General features: G+C 62.3%; 20 protein-coding genes. 5 read left to right on the forward strand and 15 right to left on the reverse strand.

The features are described 5' to 3' along the window. Positions 1-41 precede the first annotated feature (41 nt). The 8 genes from CGX12_RS07060 to zapE form a co-directional block, all read right to left on the reverse strand. Positions 42-476: a ClpXP protease specificity-enhancing factor gene (locus CGX12_RS07060; RefSeq protein ID WP_176442022.1), complete on the reverse strand. Its 435-nt coding sequence runs from the start codon at positions 474-476 to the stop codon at positions 42-44. An 11-nt stretch (positions 477-487) separates the two neighbouring features. After that, positions 488-1,117, reverse strand: a complete 630-nt coding sequence (gene sspA, locus CGX12_RS07065) for a stringent starvation protein SspA (protein WP_094039188.1) — start codon at positions 1,115-1,117, stop codon at positions 488-490. A gap of 88 nt (positions 1,118-1,205) precedes the next feature. Then, positions 1,206-1,940, reverse strand: a complete 735-nt coding sequence (locus tag CGX12_RS07070) for a cytochrome c1 (protein ID WP_094039189.1) — start codon at positions 1,938-1,940, stop codon at positions 1,206-1,208. Further along, positions 1,937-3,154 carry a cytochrome b gene (locus tag CGX12_RS07075; RefSeq protein ID WP_094039190.1) on the reverse strand — a complete coding sequence of 406 codons (1,218 nt, stop codon included), beginning with the start codon at positions 3,152-3,154 and terminating at the stop codon, positions 1,937-1,939. The genes CGX12_RS07070 and CGX12_RS07075 overlap by 4 nt, the downstream gene beginning before the upstream one ends. Before the next feature lie 2 nt (positions 3,155-3,156). Then, positions 3,157-3,747, reverse strand: a complete 591-nt coding sequence (gene petA / locus CGX12_RS07080; protein ID WP_094039191.1) for a ubiquinol-cytochrome c reductase iron-sulfur subunit — start codon at positions 3,745-3,747, stop codon at positions 3,157-3,159. 287 nt (positions 3,748-4,034) lie between these two features. Next, a complete protein-coding gene (rpsI, locus tag CGX12_RS07085) occupies positions 4,035-4,427 on the reverse strand; it encodes a 30S ribosomal protein S9 (RefSeq protein ID WP_094039192.1) in 393 nt (130 codons plus the stop codon). Between the two features lie 15 nt (positions 4,428-4,442). Next, positions 4,443-4,871 (reverse strand): 50S ribosomal protein L13, encoded by a 429-nt coding sequence (gene rplM, locus CGX12_RS07090; RefSeq protein WP_094039193.1) that lies wholly within the window; start codon positions 4,869-4,871, stop codon positions 4,443-4,445. Positions 4,872-5,125: 254 nt separating this feature from the next. Next, positions 5,126-6,220 carry a cell division protein ZapE gene (gene zapE / locus CGX12_RS07095; protein ID WP_094039194.1) on the reverse strand — a complete coding sequence of 365 codons (1,095 nt, stop codon included), beginning with the start codon at positions 6,218-6,220 and terminating at the stop codon, positions 5,126-5,128. Positions 6,221-6,428: 208 nt separating this feature from the next. Between zapE and CGX12_RS07100 the strand changes: the two genes are divergently transcribed. Next, positions 6,429-7,787: a DegQ family serine endoprotease gene (locus CGX12_RS07100; protein ID WP_094039195.1), complete on the forward strand. Its 1,359-nt coding sequence runs from the start codon at positions 6,429-6,431 to the stop codon at positions 7,785-7,787. Positions 7,788-7,882: 95 nt separating this feature from the next. Next, a complete protein-coding gene (gene degS, locus CGX12_RS07105) occupies positions 7,883-8,980 on the forward strand; it encodes an outer membrane-stress sensor serine endopeptidase DegS (RefSeq protein ID WP_094039196.1) in 1,098 nt (365 codons plus the stop codon). Positions 8,981-9,137: 157 nt separating this feature from the next. On the opposite strand, the gene murA is transcribed toward degS, so the two are convergent. From murA to mlaF, 7 genes are read right to left on the reverse strand one after another with little or no spacing between them, the layout of a single operon-like run. Further along, positions 9,138-10,397: a UDP-N-acetylglucosamine 1-carboxyvinyltransferase gene (gene murA, locus CGX12_RS07110; protein ID WP_094039197.1), complete on the reverse strand. Its 1,260-nt coding sequence runs from the start codon at positions 10,395-10,397 to the stop codon at positions 9,138-9,140. A gap of 13 nt (positions 10,398-10,410) precedes the next feature. Next, the gene (locus tag CGX12_RS07115; RefSeq protein WP_094039198.1) at positions 10,411-10,671 is read right to left on the reverse strand and encodes a BolA family protein; all 261 of its coding nucleotides are present in this window, start codon (positions 10,669-10,671) and stop codon (positions 10,411-10,413) included. Further along, positions 10,658-10,942 (reverse strand): STAS domain-containing protein, encoded by a 285-nt coding sequence (locus CGX12_RS07120; RefSeq protein WP_094039199.1) that lies wholly within the window; start codon positions 10,940-10,942, stop codon positions 10,658-10,660. The genes CGX12_RS07115 and CGX12_RS07120 overlap by 14 nt, the downstream gene beginning before the upstream one ends. Then, entirely contained in the window at positions 10,939-11,580 is a 642-nt protein-coding gene (gene mlaC / locus CGX12_RS07125; RefSeq protein WP_176442021.1) for a phospholipid-binding protein MlaC, read from the reverse strand. Before mlaC ends, CGX12_RS07120 begins: the two co-directional genes overlap by 4 nt. 24 nt (positions 11,581-11,604) lie before the next feature. Beyond that, entirely contained in the window at positions 11,605-12,078 is a 474-nt protein-coding gene (gene mlaD, locus CGX12_RS07130; protein WP_094039201.1) for an outer membrane lipid asymmetry maintenance protein MlaD, read from the reverse strand. 6 nt (positions 12,079-12,084) lie between these two features. Then, complete coding sequence (gene mlaE, locus CGX12_RS07135) at positions 12,085-12,864, reverse strand: lipid asymmetry maintenance ABC transporter permease subunit MlaE (RefSeq protein WP_094039202.1); 780 nt, start codon at positions 12,862-12,864, stop codon at positions 12,085-12,087. Beyond that, the gene (mlaF, locus tag CGX12_RS07140) at positions 12,858-13,655 is read right to left on the reverse strand and encodes a phospholipid ABC transporter ATP-binding protein MlaF (protein ID WP_094039203.1); all 798 of its coding nucleotides are present in this window, start codon (positions 13,653-13,655) and stop codon (positions 12,858-12,860) included. The genes mlaE and mlaF overlap by 7 nt, the downstream gene beginning before the upstream one ends. 203 nt (positions 13,656-13,858) lie before the next feature. On the opposite strand from mlaF, the gene CGX12_RS07145 reads away from it, so the two are divergent. Genes CGX12_RS07145 through lptC form a run of 3 tightly spaced genes read left to right on the forward strand, consistent with a single transcriptional unit; the run spans position 13,859 to position 15,929 of the window. Then, the gene (locus CGX12_RS07145) at positions 13,859-14,833 is read left to right on the forward strand and encodes a KpsF/GutQ family sugar-phosphate isomerase (protein ID WP_094039204.1); all 975 of its coding nucleotides are present in this window, start codon (positions 13,859-13,861) and stop codon (positions 14,831-14,833) included. After that, positions 14,830-15,384, forward strand: a complete 555-nt coding sequence (gene kdsC, locus CGX12_RS07150; RefSeq protein ID WP_438273032.1) for a 3-deoxy-manno-octulosonate-8-phosphatase KdsC — start codon at positions 14,830-14,832, stop codon at positions 15,382-15,384. Before CGX12_RS07145 ends, kdsC begins: the two co-directional genes overlap by 4 nt. Next, positions 15,381-15,929, forward strand: a complete 549-nt coding sequence (lptC, locus tag CGX12_RS07155) for an LPS export ABC transporter periplasmic protein LptC (RefSeq protein WP_094039206.1) — start codon at positions 15,381-15,383, stop codon at positions 15,927-15,929. The genes kdsC and lptC overlap by 4 nt, the downstream gene beginning before the upstream one ends.

Genomic DNA, 15,929 nt, shown 5'->3' on the forward strand with positions numbered 1-15,929 from the left:
TCGGCCCCGGTAAAAAAACGCAGCCTGATGGCTGCGTTTTTTTATTTGATCACCCGAAGGTTGGGCTTGCCCTTCTTGCCACTGGATGGCTGGGCCTCCCCCATTTCCGGCGGGGTGGCTTCGTCCTCCTGGGGGGCGCTGGCCGCGGCCAGCCATTCCTCATAGGCCGGCTCCGGCGGGAAAAAGGTGCCGGCGCCGTTTTCCCGGGCCTGGATGGCGACGATGGCCGCCAGCGGAATATAGACCTGGAAGGGAGAACCGCCGAAGCGGGCATTGAAACTGACCGCCTCGTTGTCCATCTGCAGCCCCACCACCGCCTGCGGGGCGATACTCAGCACTATCTGACCGTCCTTGACATACTGCCGGGGCACCATGGTGTGGGGCACCTCCGCATTCACCAGCAGGTGCGGCGTCAGCTCGTTGTCCAGCAGCCAGTCATAGAAGGCACGCAGCAGATAGGGCCGGCTGGGCGTCATCTGGTCCATGGTTATACCTTGCCGCCGATATCGCGCTCGGCCTCGGTCAGGGACGCCTGGAAGGACTCCCGCTCGAACAACCGGATCATGTAGGCCTTGATTTCCTTGGCGCCGCGCCCGGACAGCTCTATCCCCAGGGAGGGCAGCCGCCACAGCAGGGGCGCCATGTAGCAATCCACCAGGCTGAACTCCTCGCTCATGAAGTAGGGATACTCGGCGAACACCGGGGCGATGGCCAGCAGCGCCTCGCGCAGCTCCTTGCGGGCCTCTTCCGCCCGATCGCCGCGCTGGATGCGCTCGACCAGGGAATACCAGTCCTGCTCGATGCGATGCATCATCAACCGGCTGTTGCCCCTGGCCACCGGATACACCGGCATCAGGGGCGGATGGGGAAAGCGCTCGTCCAGGTACTCCATGATAATGCGAGACTCGTAAAGCACCAGTTCCCGATCGACCAGGGTCGGCACTGTGCCGTAGGGGTTCAGCTCCAGCATGTCCTCGGGCAGGCTGCCAGGCTCGACCTGGCTGATCTCCACACTGACCCCTTTCTCCGCCAGGACGATACGCGCCTGGTGGCTGTAGATGTCGTCAGCACCTGAAAACAACGTCATGATGGAACGCTTGTTGGCCGCAACTGCCATTGAATCCTCCGCAGATCATAAATGGGAACGGCAATGGAAGCATGTTAGCCCCATTGCCGCTCCCCTGTTTAGCTTAGACAATGTCTAATCAGTGTACGTCACGCCAATATTCTTTCTTCAGCAGATACGCAAAGACGAAGAAGATGGCCAGGAAACCCAGCACCCAGTAGCCCAGGCGCTGACGTTCCAGTTTCATCGGCTCGCCGGAGTACACCAGGAAGTTGACGATATCCAGCACGGCGTGATCGTATTCTTCCGCCGTCATCTCGCCGTTGCCATCGGCCTTGATGCCGACCGGGGTTTCCACCTCATGGCCATCGACCATGCGGGTCACGGTTTCCAGCCGGGCGCTGCCCTGCAGCGGTTCCAGCACGTGAGGCATGCCCACGGACGGGAACACCAGGTTGTTCACACCGAAGGGACGGCTGTCGTCCTTGTAGAAGGAACGCAGGTAAGTATAGAGCCAGTCGGCACCACGCACCCGGGCCACCAGGGTCAGGTCGGGCGGCGGCGCACCGAACCAGTTGGCGGCATCCTGTTCGGGAATGGCGCTGCGCATCAACTCACCGATGGGCGCACCGGTAAAGATCAGGTTGGCCTGCATGATGTCTTCCGGGATACCCAGATCCTCGGCCACCCGGTTGTAGCGCTGGTACTGGGTGTTGTGACAACCGGCGCAATAGTTCATGAACAGCTTGGCCCCATTCTGCAGCGAAGCCTGGTCGCGCAGATCGTAGTTGGCCTTGTCCAGCGGTACGCTGGCGCCGGCGGCCATCACCAGCGAGGGCAGCAGGGCAAAGACGGCGATGATTAACTTCTTCATTTGAACGTAACCCTCTCTGGCAGCGGCTTGGTTTTCTCGTTTTTGCTGTAGAAGAACAACAGGACGAAGAAGGCGAAATAGCCGAACGAACACACCTGGGCAAGCAGGGTCAGTGCCGGCGTGGACGGCAGCGCGCCCAGGATACCCAGAATGATGAAGCAGATGACGAACTGCACGATGTTCAGCAGGTGCAGCTTGCTGCGGTAGCGGAAGGAGCGCACCTTGCAGCGATCCAGCCAGGGCAGCACGAACAGCACGGCAATGGACAGCCCCATCAGGATAACGCCCATCAGCTTGTCGGGCACGGCCCGCAGGATGGCGTAGAAGGGGGTGAAGTACCACACCGGCGCGATGTGCTCGGGCGTCTTCAGGCCATTGGCCGCCTCGAAGTTGGGCGCCTCGAGGAAGTAGCCGCCGCCTTCCGGCATGAAGAAGATCACGAAGGCGAAGATGAACAGGAAGCCGGCCACGCCCACCACGTCCTTGACGGTGTAGTAGGGGTGGAAGGGGATGGCGTCTTTCGGCCAGCCGTTCTCGTCCTTGTTCTTCTTGATGTCGATGCCGTCGGGGTTGTTGGAACCCACTTCGTGCAGGGCGACGATGTGCAGGAACACCAGCAGCACCAGCACCAGCGGCAGGGCGATGACGTGCAGCGCGAAGAAGCGGTTCAGGGTGGCGCCGGAGATAACGTAGTCACCGCGGATCCACAGGGTCAGATCGTCGCCGATCACCGGGATGGCCCCGAACAGGGAGATGATGACCTGGGCCCCCCAGAAGGACATCTGGCCCCAGGGCAGCAGGTAGCCCATGAAGGCTTCCGCCATCAGCACCAGGAAGATCAGCATGCCGAAGATCCACAGCAGCTCGCGCGGCTTCTGGTAGGAACCGTAGATCAGGCCGCGGAACATGTGCAGGTAGACCACCACGAAGAAGGCGGAGGCCCCGGTGGAGTGCATGTAACGCAGCAGCCAGCCGTACTCCACGTCGCGCATGATGTACTCGATGGAGGCGAAGGCGCCCTCACCGGAGGGGTTGTAGTTCATGGTCAGCCAGATGCCGGTCAGGATCTGGTTGACCAGGACCAGCATGGCCAGGGAGCCGAAGAAGTACCAGAAGTTGAAGTTTTTCGGCGCGGGATATTGACCTACATGCTTGTTGTAGGTCGCTGTCATCGGAATGCGCTCGTCGATCCAGGCTACGAGTTTACCCAGCATGGTTAGGCTCCTTCCTTGTCTTCACCGACCAGGATGGTGGTATCGTTGACATAGTAATAGGGGGGGATGACCAGGTTCAGCGGGGCGGGAACGCCCTGGAACACTCGTCCGGCCATGTCGAACTTGGAGCCGTGGCAGGGGCAGAAGAAACCGGCGCTCACGCCCTGTACCTGCTCACCGAAGGTGTTGGGCAGGTAGGTCGGCGAACAGCCCAGGTGGGTGCACAGGCCCACGGCCACGAACAGTTCCGGCTTGATTGAGCGATACGCGTTCTGGGCGTATTCCGGCTGCTGCGGCTCGTCGGAATTGGGATCCCGCAGCTGGTTGTCGTGCTTGGGCAGGCCATCCAGGATCTCCTGGGTCCGGCGCACGACCCATACCGGGTTGCCTCGCCACTCCACCCGGATCAACTGACCGGGTTCCATCTTGCTGACGTCTACTTCTACCGGAGCCCCGGCCGCTTTCGCCTTGGCACTGGGGTTCCACGATGCGATAAAGGGCACTGCGGCAAAGACAGCTCCGACCCCACCCACGGCTGTGGTGGACCAGGTCAGAAATCTGCGACGGCCGGTATCAACTGGCGCATTGCTCATCCAAAAACTCTCCCATTTGGTCTCCGCGCGTTTATTGTTCGTTCCATGCATTGAGCGTGCTTGTGACAACCGCGGCGGATATTATGGTTTCAATTGCCACAAAAAAACCCCGAAATTCTAAAGAAAAGCGCTGTCTTTTACAAGGACGGGGAAAGGGCCGAAAAGTTGTTATTTAGCAAGATAATTTGTTGTAAAACAACAGATTATTGGTGAATTCGACCCATGGCACCCAATACAGAAAAGCCCGGGTGAACCCGGGCTTTTGATATACAAAACTGCAATCCCAATTAACGCTTGGAGAACTGGGGACGCTTACGCGCTTTGTGCAGACCGACTTTCTTACGCTCGACGCGACGGGCGTCGCGAGTCACGAAGCCAGCCTTGCGCAGGGCGCCGCGCAGGGTTTCGTCGTATTGCATCAGGGCACGGGTAATGCCGTGACGGATAGCGCCGGCCTGACCGGAGATGCCACCACCGGCAACGGTGATGTACAGGTCCAGTTTCTCGGTCATCTCGACCAGTTCCAGCGGCTGACGTACCACCATGCGGGCGGTTTCACGACCGAAATACTGATCCAGTGAGCGCTTGTTGATAACGATGTTACCGCTGCCCGGCTTTACGAATACGCGCGCAGTGGAGCTCTTGCGACGACCGGTACCGTAGTATTGAGTTTCTGCCATTTGCCTAATCCCGTCTTAGATGTCCAGTACTTGAGGTTGTTGCGCAGCGTGGTTGTGCTGGCTGCCCGCGAAGACTTTCATCTTGCGGAACATGGCACGACCCAGCGGGCCACGGGGCAGCATGCCGCGAACGGCAGACTCGATGACCATCTCGGGCTTGCGGTCGATCAGCTTCTCGAAGCTGATGGACTTGATACCACCGGGGAAACCGGAGTGAGAGTAGTAGATCTTGTCTTCGGCTTTATTGCCGGTTACCTGAACTTTCTCGGCGTTGATCACGATGATGTAGTCACCGCAGTCAACGTGGGGAGTAAATTCCGGCTTGTGCTTACCACGCAGGCGGCGAGCTATCTCGGTGGCCAGACGACCCAGAGTTTTGCCCTCTGCATCAACAACATACCAGTCACGCTTTACGGTTTCTGGCTTAGCAACAAAAGTTTTCATGGATGAACCCAAATTACTGAATAATGAATCCTACACTTGCGCAGATGCGCAAAACACGACCAGACCTGCACCCCTTCGAGCACCAGTCTGCTTACTGTGATGCCACCTTATCGGTGGCTGTGTAACGTGGGCCGGGCGATTATAGGTAAAGTTGCCTTAAAAATCACCTGCTAATTTCAATGCCCATTGAAATTAGCCGGCCCGCCCGCCCCTTCCCCGCGATCATGCCCGGATCACGGGGGCGCATATTGTGACTAAGGAAGGTGCTCCCTGGCAAGATATTCATGGGATTGCATTTCGGTGAGCCGGGAAAGGCAGCGTTTGAACTCGAAATTGAGCCGGCCCTGGCCGTAGAGCTGCTCCATCGGCACCGCCGCCGAGATGATCAGCTTGACGTGGCGTTCGTAGAATTCGTCGACCATGGCGATAAAACGCCGGGCGGCATCGTCGCTGTCCAGCCCCATGGGCATGACGTTGGCCAGCAGCACCGAATGGTAGCAGCGCGCCAGCTCGATATAGTCGAGTTGGGAGCGGGCCGTGCAGCACAACTCCTGGAAATCGATATAGAGCACCCCGTCCCCTTCCGCTATGGTCTTCAGCCGGCGGTGGTTGATGTCGATGCTCCCCCCCCAACTGCCCGGCTCGTTGGTCAGGCGGGCGAAATACTGCTCCAGGTTGGTCTTGGCCTGGGCGTCCAGGGGCGAATGATAAATCTCCGCCTGCTCCAGGGTACGCAGGCGGTAGTCCACGCCCGAATCGACGTTGACCACCTCGCAGTGCTCCTTGATCAGCGCTATCGCCGGCAGGAAACGGGCGCGCTGCAGGCCGTTGCGGTAGAGCTCGTCCGGCGGGATATTGGAGGTGGCCACCAGTATGACCCCATGGCCGAACAGGTACTGGAACAGGGTTCCCAGTATCATGGCATCGGTGATATCGGACACGAAGAACTCGTCGAAGCAGATCACCCTCGCTTCCCGGGCCAGCCGCTCGGCCACCACCTTGAGCGGATCGGACTGACCCTTGAGGGTTTTCAGCTCGTCGTGCACCCGCCCCATGAAGCGGTGGAAATGGACCCGGAGCTTGTTGTCGAACGGCAGGCAATCGTAGAAGGTGTCCACCAGGTAGGTCTTGCCGCGGCCGACGCCGCCCCAGAAGTAAAGCCCCCTGATCGCCTGCTGCGGCACCTGCTTGCCGGTCAGTTTCTGCCACAGGCTGAGTCTGGGCTCCTCCCGGGGCCGGTTCAGCTCATCGAACAGCCGCTGCAGGTGGGACACGGCCATGGCCTGGGCGGCATCGCGGACAAAATCGGTACGGCTGAGATCTGCCTGGTATTTTTCGCTCGGGGTCATTAGGGTATACAAAAACGACAGGGGGACTCAGTGTAAATGCCCTGTCCCCCGCCGGGCAAGCCCCAGCCGGCGGCAGAGGCTTGATCTTCCATGCAAAAGGCACAATTAATGGTGATAAGTAATTGTGGCCATACCGGAACTCTTGCCGCCCTGTCCCGGTCAGATTGAACAATTTCCCTGAATACCCTCTCGAGTTAGGAGCATGCACATGAAAGGTCGTCTCCCCCTTGTTTCCGCCTTGGCCCTCGCCCTGGGGCTGGCGGTACTGCCTGTCGCCCAGGCCGCCCTGCCCTTCGGGGCCGGCTCCAACATCAACAGCCTGGCCCCGGTGGTGGAAAAGGTCAGCCCCGGCGTGGTCAACATCTCGGTTTCCGGCAGCAAGGTCAGCCGCCAGGTACTGCCCGAGCCCTTCCGTTTCTTCTTCGGCCCCAACATGCCGGACGAACAGATCCAGGAAAGGCCCTTCCAGGCCCTGGGCTCCGGCGTCATCATCGATGCGAAACAGGGTTATGTGATCACCAACAACCACGTGATCGAAGATGCCGACAAGATCTTGATCACCCTGATCGATGGCCAGGAGTATGAGGCTGAGCTGATCGGTGCCGACAAGCAGTCCGATATCGCCCTGCTCAAGGTGGACGCCAAGGATCTGGTGGAGATCGAATTCGCCGATTCCGATCGCCTGCGGGTCGGCGACTTCGCCATCGCCATCGGCAACCCCTTCGGACTGGGCCAGACCGTCACCACCGGCGTGATCAGCGCCCTGGGACGCTCCGGCCTCAACGTGGAAAACCTGGAAAACTTCATCCAGACCGATGCCGCCATCAACTCCGGCAACTCCGGCGGAGCCCTGCTCGATCTGGAAGGCCGGCTGGTCGGCATCAACACCGCCATCCTGGGGCCGGGCGGGGGCAATATCGGTATCGGTTTCGCCATTCCCGCCAACATGGTCAAGAACCTGGCCGAGCAGATCCTCGAATACGGCGAGGTACGCCGTGGCGTCCTGGGGGTGATGGGCGGCGAACTCACTTCCGAGCTGGCCCGCACCTTCGGCTACCGCAGCCAGCATGGCGCCTTCGTCAGCCAGGTGCTGGAAAACTCCGCCGCCGCCAAGGCCGGGCTGCAGGCCGGCGACATCATCATCAGCCTGGATGGCCAGCCGATCCGCTCCTTCAGCGAACTGAGGGCCAAGGTCGCCACCATGGGCGCGGACAAGACGGTGAGCCTGGGCCTGTTCCGGGACGGCAAGGAGCAGAAGGTGGATGTGACCCTGACCCGGGCCGACGAAGCCAATATCCAGGCCAACACCCTGCACGAGTCCCTGGAAGGAGCGGCCCTGGCCAATACCGGCAGCGGCGACCCGGTGCAGGGGGTCAAGATCACCGAGGTCACGGCCCGTTCCCCGGCGGCCCTGTCCGGACTGGAGAAGGACGACATCATCATCGGAGTCAACCGCCAGCGGGTGCGCAACCTCAATGATTTGCGCCAGATCATCCAGGGCAAGCCTGCGGTGATCGCGCTCAATATCCAGCGCGGCAACTCCTCCATCTACCTGGTGCTCAGGTAACCGCTTGATGCCGAAGGGAGTCTGCCCAGGTGCAGACTCCCAACCCCGGCGCTTTATGTTATGCTGGGGTCATTCTACGGCCATCACGTCAGCCCATGCGGTCAGCCTCCTTGTTCAAATTCCTGCTCCAGTCCACCCTTACCGGGGTGTTGATGGCCGTGCTGCTGCTGCTGCTGTTTCCTCAGCTGCGTACCCAACCCTTCGAGCACTGGTGGCGCAACCAGCAGGTGGGCGTGTCCAGCTTCTCCTATGCCGCCGGCCGGGCCGGGCCCGCCGTGGTCAATATCTACACCCGCAGCTTCCAGCGCGGCACCGAGGCGCCCGAGCTCAGCGCCACCGGCCTGGGCTCCGGTGTGATCATGTCGGAGCAGGGCTATGTGCTCACCAACTACCACGTCATCGCCGATGCGGATCAGGTGGTGGTGGCCTTGCAGGATGGCCGCATCATCGCCGGGGAGGTCACCGGTTTCGACGTGCCCACGGATCTGGCGGTATTGAAGATAGAAGCCAACCAGCTGCCGGTGATCCCCCAGGATCCCAACCTCAACCCCAAGGTCGGGGACATCGTGCTGGCCATCGGCAACCCCTACAACGTCGGCCAGACCATCACCCAGGGCATCATCAGCGCCACCGGCCGCACCGGCCTGTCCAGCATGGGGCCGGACAGCAATGGCCGCCAGGACCTGCTGCAGACCGACGCCGCCATCAACGCCGGCAACTCGGGGGGGGCCCTGGTCAACGTCTACGGCGAGATGGTGGGCATCAATACCGCCTCCTTCCAGAGCCTGGCCCACCAGGAAAGCTACGGCATCAACTTCGCCATTCCCTACGCCCTGGCCCATCGCATCATGCAGGAGTTGATCCTGCACGGCCGGGTGATCCGCGGCTACCTGGGCATCGGCGGTGCCGATATTCCACTGGTGATGGCCCAGTTGCTCAACCTGGGCGAGCGCTCCGGCATCTATGTGGATGCGGTGAATGCGGGCGGGCCGGCGGAGCAGGCCGGCATACAGGCCGGGGACGTGCTGCTGGAGATCGACGGCAAGGCCATCGTCAATGCCCGCCACGCCATGGATCTGGTGGCCGAGACCCGCCCCGGCACCCAGATCGACGTCACCCTGTTGCGGGCCGGGCAGAGCCTGACCCTGAAGGTGAACATAGAGGAAGACAGCCGCTTCCAGCGGCTGCGCTGACGCGAGCGCTGGAAGCTGGAAGCTGGAAGCTGGAAGCTGGAAGCTGGAAGCCCATTATTGCAGACTGAACATACAAAAAAGGGAAGACAAAGATTGTCTTCCCTTTTTACTTGTTCAACAGCCCACTCGGGCAGTTGATCGCTTCTAGCTTACGGCTTTAGTTGCCTTTGATCCGCTCTATCTTGCCGCCCAGGCCGGACAGCTTGGCCTCGATGTCCTCGTAGCCCCGGTCGATATGGTAGATGCGGTCCACTATGGTGGTGCCCTGGGCGACGAAACCGGCCAGCACCAGGCTGGCGGAGGCGCGCAGATCCGTGGCCATGACGGTGGCACCGGTCAGCTGCTCGGTGTCGCCGCAGATGGCCAGGTTGCCGTTGAGTTCGATATTGGCGCCCATGCGGTTGAGCTCGGGCACGTGCATAAAGCGGTTCTCGAAGATGGTTTCGGTGACCCGCCCCACCCCCTTGGCCACGGCGTTGAGCACGGTGAACTGGGCCTGCATGTCGGTGGGAAAGGCCGGGTAGGGCGCGGTCTTGATGTCCACCGGCTTGAGCACCCGGTTGGTCATGTCGAGGCGGATCCAGTCCTCGCCGGTTTCCACCAGGGCGCCCGCGTCCTTCAGCTTGACCAGCACCGCTTCCAGCAGGTGGGGATCCGTGTTGCGGCAGGTGATGTCGCCGCCGGTGATGGCCGCGCCCACCAGGAAGGTGCCGGTTTCGATCCGGTCCGGCTGGATCCGGTAATCGCCGCCGTGCAGGGCCTCGACCCCATCGATGATCAGGGTATCCTGGCCGATGCCCTGGATTTTTGCGCCCAGGGCGTTGAGGAAGTGGGCCAGATCCACCACCTCCGGCTCGCGCGCCGCGTTTTCGATAATGGTGCGGCCCTCGGCCAGCACCGCCGCCATCATCAGGTTTTCGGTGCCGGTGACGCTGACCATGTCCATCAGGATATGAGCGCCTTTCAGGCGGCCGTCGACCCGCGCCTTGATGTAGCCGTCCTCCACCCGGATGCGCGCGCCCATCTGCTCCAGGCCATGGATATGCAGGTTGACCGGACGGGCACCGATGGCACAGCCGCCGGGCAGGGACACATCCGCCTTGCCGAAGCGGGCCACCAGGGGGCCCAGGGCCAGGATCGAGGCGCGCATGGTGCGCACCAGTTCGTAGGGTGCCACATGGCTGTTGACGGCCCCGGCCAGCACGGTGACGTCACCGTTGACGCTGACGGTCACCCCCATGGAGGCCAGCAGCTGCAGGGTGGTATCCACGTCCTTCAGCCGGGGTACATTGGTCAGGTGCACCGCCTCGTCGCACAGCAGGGTCCCGAACAGTATCGGCAGGGCCGCGTTCTTGGCGCCGGATATGGTGACCTCACCCGCCAGGCGGCAAGGTCCCTGAATCTTGAATTTGTCCATCTCGGCTCCTACGTCAGGACGGCATGATAAATTTTCGCTCCCGGGCCCACTGCTCGGGAGTAAAGGTTTTGATGGTCAGTGCGTGGATGGCGTTCTGGGCGATCAGCTCCATCAAGGGACCGTTGATCGCCTGCTGGCGCTTGAGCCGGCTCATGTCGGCAAAATCCGCAGATACGGCAATCACTTCGAAATGGCTGCCTTCGCTTTTGACATAAAGCTCGTCCAGGGACAGGGCTTCCCGCAACAGCCGCTCGACTTCGTTATTCAGATCCATTTTTGCTCCCGCAAGGGTTGTCGGTCAGTTCGAACAGGGAACCGACCCCGTATAAATCGGCAAGGGGGTAGAAACTGGCCGGTGGCGACGACAGGGTCAGGGTCTTGCCCTCGGCGGCCAGGGCCTGGCTCCATTGCACCAGGAAGGCCAGGCCCACCGAATCCAGTTGTTCCACCGCGCTCAGTTCCACCCGCTCCAGGGTGAACAGGGAGCGCCGCTCCGCCCAGTAGGCTGGCAGCTCGTCCCGGGTCAGGGCGCGTTCCAGCCTCATTGAGGCCGTTCCAGCGGCGTGACCGGCTTCTTGGTGTGGTCCTGCAACTGGCGGGTTACCGCATCGATGCCATTCTGGCGGATAAGGCCGCTCAGTTCGGTCTGCTTGGCGGACAGCAGGCTGATGCCCTCGGCCACCATGTCAAATACCCGCCACTCGCCGGTGCGGGTGTTCTGACGCAGTTTGAATTCCACCATGATGTCCGGCTTGTTCGGCTCCAACACCTTCACCGGCACCGTCACCAGGCGCTCGCCTTCCGCTACCCGGCCGCGGCCGATGTCCAGGGTCTGGTCGTTATAGGCCGCCAGGGCGTCCGCATAGGTCACCACCAGGTAGTCGCTGAAGGCGTCCACGAAGCGCTCGCGTTGCTCCGGGGTGGTGTTGTTGAGCTGGTTGCCGATCACCCGGAAGGCGGAAAAGCGTACGTCCACCGCCGGCAGCATCTCCTCCCGCACTATGGTGCGCAGGTGCTCGGGATTGGCCTTGATCTGGGCCTGCTCCCGGTTAAGGCGATCGAAGGTGTTCTGGGCCACTTCGCTCATCAGGGTGTAGGGGTCGGAAAAGGTGGCCGAGGCGGTCAGGGGGGCCCACAGGGTGCCCAGGGCCAGCAGCCAGGAAATCAGTATCTTCTTCATCATCACTCCTCAGGATTGTCCCACGGATCAGTTGTTACCGATGGAATAGATAAACTTGCCGATCAGCTCTTCCAGCACCAGCGCCGACTGGGTATGGGCTATGGTGTCGCCGTCCCGCAGCATGCCGATGCCCATCTCCTCGTCGGCAAAACCGGGGTTCAGCCCCAGGTACTGCTCGCCCAGCAGCCCGGAAGTGAGGATGGAGGCGGTGCTGCTCTCGGCGAATTCGCCGGCCTCCCTGTTCAGCACCAGGGTCACCACCGGCACCTGATCCCGGGGATCCAGGCCAATCTGGCTGACCCGGCCCACCACCACGCCGCCCACCTTGACCGGAGAGCGGACCTTGAGGCCGCCGATATTATCGAATTTGGCATAGAGGGTATAGGTTTCCCCCTGGTGGTTGAGGCTCACCCCTGCCACCTTGAACGCCAGCAGCAGCAGGGCACCTATCCCGGCCAGCATAAAGCAGCCGACGCTGAATTCCAGTTTGCTGTATTTCATTATTGTCTACCCGAACATGACGGCGGTCAGCACGAAATCGAGCCCCAGCACCGCCAAAGATGAATGCACCACTGTCTTGGTGGTCGCTTGACTGATGCCCGCCGCCGTGGGACGGGCATCGAAACCGTTGAACAGGGCAATCCAGGTCACCACCAGGGCGAACACCAGGCTCTTGACAAAGCCCTGCATGATGTCTTCCTGCCAGTCCACCGCGGCCTGCATGGCCGACCAGAAACCGCCCTCGTCCACCCCCAGCCAGTCGACACCCACCAGCTTGGCGCCCCAGATGCCGACGATGCTGAACATGAAGGCCAGCAGCGGCATGCTGATGAAACCGGCCCAGAAGCGCGGTGCCACCACCCGCCGCAGGGGATCTATGCCCATCATTTCCAGGCTGGAGAGCTGCTCGGTGGCCTTCATCAGCCCCAGCTCCGCGGTCAGGGCCGAACCGGCCCGGCCGGCGAACAGCAGGGCGGTCACCACCGGGCCCAGCTCGCGCAGCAACGACAGCGACACCAGGGGCCCCAGGCTGCCCTCGGCACCGAAGTCCACCAGCACGTTGTAGCCCTGCAGGGCCAGCACCATGCCGATGAAGAGGCCGGACACCAGGATAATGGCCACCGACTGCACGCCCACCACCTGCAGTTGCTGCACCAGCAGCGGAAAATGCTTCTTCGGCTGGGGACGGCCCAGCAGGGCATGCAACAGCATAAAGCCGGCCCGCCCCAGGGCGGTCACGGCGGTCACGCCCTGCTGCCCCAGCCGCCCGATCAATTCAATCAACATAGCTTCAACGACTCTCTGAATGAGGGGGCCGGGTAGTGAAAAGGAACGGGCCCGTCCGCCTGGCCTTGCAAAAACTGGACAACCTGGGGGTCCCGGTGTTGCTGCAGCTCGGCCGGCGTGCCCGCCGCGACCACCTGCCGGTTGGCGATGATATAGGCGTAGTCGGCGATGCTCATCACTTCGTCCACGTCGTGGGTGACGATGATGGAAGTCAGCCCCTGGGCCTTGTTCAGCTCCGAGATCAGCTTGACCAGCACGCCCATGCTGATGGGATCCTGACCGGCGAAAGGCTCGTCGTACATGATGAGGTCCGGATCCAGGGCGATGGCCCGGGCCAGGGCGGCCCGCCGGGCCATGCCGCCGGACAGTTCGGCCGGATACAGGCGCGCCGCGCCGCGCAGCCCCACCGCCTCCAGCTTCATCAGCACCAGGGTACGGATGATGGCCTCGGGCAGGCCGCTGTGCTCACGCAGCGGAAAGGCCACGTTATCGAACACCGACAGGCCGGTGAACAGGGCCCCGCTCTGGAACAGCATGCCCATACGCCGGCGTACCCGGTACAGCCGGGAGCGGCTCAGGGACGGAATGGACTCGCCGTCGAACAGCACCTCGCCGCTGTCGGGTTTGATCTGGCCACCGATCAGGCGCAGCAGCGTGGTCTTGCCGATGCCGCTCGGTCCCATGATGGCGGTGATCTTGCCGCGCGGGATCCGCAGGCTGATCCGCTCGTACAGGGTGCGCTCTCCATGGCTGAAACAAAGATCCCGTATCTCGACAAGGCTCTGGCTCAAACTGATCCCCCGAAAAAAAGAAAGAATTGTATGGGTTCCCCGAGGGATGGGCAACCGAGCCGGCGCTTTTTCCTGGGGAACTGCGCCACCCCCTGTCCGGGAAGGGCCGGCCAGGCCGCCAGGGGGCCAGAATCCTCGCCGCACCAGTCGCTTATCGGCCCGAGCTTTTCTATAATGGCGCCGCCTAAGGTGTGGAGAGAGCTATGTCAGCCGAATTTGATTACCGTAAAACCGCCCGTCGCGTGCTGGATATTGAAAAGGCGGCCATCGACGGCCTTTATCAATATCTTGATCAGGATTTCGATGCCGCCTGCCGGCTGATGTTTCGCTGCCAGGGCAAGGTCATCGTTACCGGCATGGGCAAGTCGGGGCATATCGCCAACAAGATTGCCGCCACCCTGGCCAGTACCGGCACCCCGGCCTTTTTCGTCCATCCCGGCGAGGCCAGTCATGGCGACCTGGGCATGATAGGCCAGGGCGACGTGGTACTGGCCCTGTCCAATTCCGGCGAAAGCGACGAGATCCTGTCCCTGCTGCCGGTGCTCAAGCGCCGCGGCCTCAAGCTCATCTGCCTGACCGGCAATCCCGGCTCCACCATGGCGCGGGAGGCCGACGTGCACCTGTGCACCCGGGTGGAGCAGGAAGCCTGCCCGCTCGGCCTGGCCCCCACCGCCAGCACCACCGCCGCCCTGGTGATGGGCGATGCCCTGGCGGTGGCCCTGCTCGAAGCCCGGGGCTTCACCGCCGACGACTTCGCCCTGAGCCACCCCGGCGGCGCCCTGGGCAAGCGCCTGCTGCTGCGGGTCGGCGACCTGATGCACAAGGACGACCGGGTGCCCAGGGTTCGCCCCCATACCCTGATCATCGAGGCGCTGCTGGAGATCGGCCGCACCGGGCTCGGCTTCACCGCCGTGGTCGACGAGCAGGAGCGACTGGTCGGCATCTATACTGACGGTGACCTGCGCCGCACCCTGGATCACAAGATAGATGTGCACCACACCACCATAGAGCAGGTCATGACCCGCCGCTGCACCACCGCCAGGGCCCAGATGCTGGCGGCCGAAGCGGTCAAACTGATGGAAGAGAAAAAAATCAGCGGCCTGCTGGTGGTGGACGAAGAAAACCGGCCGGTGGGTGCCTTCAACATGCATGACCTGTTACGGGCGGGGGTGATCTGATGGAGCAACAGAGCCTTTACGGTCCCGTCGCCGACGCCGTCTGGCAGCGGCTGGCCGGGATCCGCCTGCTGATCTGCGACGTGGACGGGGTGCTGTCCGACGGCATGATCTACCTGGGCAACCAGGGCGAGGAATACAAGAGCTTCTGCACCAAGGACGGCTTCGGCATCAAGGCGCTGCTCAACGCCGGCATCCAGGTGGCGGTGATCACCGGGCGGGACTCGCGCATCGTCAGCGAGCGCATGGCCTCCCTCGGGGTGCGCCACGTCTACCAGGGCCAGGGCGACAAGATGCACAGCTACAAGGCCCTGCTCGACACCCTCAAGCTCGCGCCGGAACAGGTGGCCTATATCGGCGACGACGTGGTCGATCTGCCGGTGATGCGCGATTGCGGCCTGGGCGTGGCGGTCTGTGACGCCCATCCCCTGGTGCTGCGGGGCGCCGACTACGTCACCCGCATCCATGGCGGCCATGGCGCCGTGCGCGAAGTTTGCGATCTGATCCTGGAAGCCCGCGGCGAACTGGCCAACGCCAGGGGTATGAGCCTATGAGCCGCCAGAGCTGGCTGTTCGGCGGCCTCTTCCTCGCCGCCCTGATCGCCTGGCAGTGGCTCAGACCCGCGGGCCCGGGCCCGCTCGGCGAACAGGATTACCAGCCGGATTTCGTGGCCCGGGGGCTGGCCAGCATCCAGTACAACCGGCTCGGGCTGCCCTACCGGGGGCTGGAAGCGGACTACGCCGAGTACTACGACCCGCTGTCCATGACCCTGATGGAAAAACCTGTTATCTTGCTCTATTCGCCCGACGGCCAGCCCCAGTGGCGGTTGCAGGGGGATGAAGGCATCATCAACACCGGCGACAACGCGGTGATGGTCGGCAACGTGGTCGGCCGGGGGCTGCTTCCGGATGCCCTGGTGGAAACCCTGACCACCGAATACCTGGAACTGGACTTCATCAACAACCAGCTGCGCTCCAACCGGGACGTCCAGCTGAGCAGCCCGCACTACCAGGCCCAGGGCCAGGGCCTGCTGGGCATCCTTGATCAACAAACGGTGGAACTACTGCATGAAACCCGGGCAACTTACTTCAATCCTTAG

It is taken from the genome of Zobellella denitrificans, from assembly GCF_002237365.1.
Taxonomy (GTDB): Bacteria; Pseudomonadota; Gammaproteobacteria; order Enterobacterales; family Aeromonadaceae; genus Oceanimonas; species Oceanimonas denitrificans.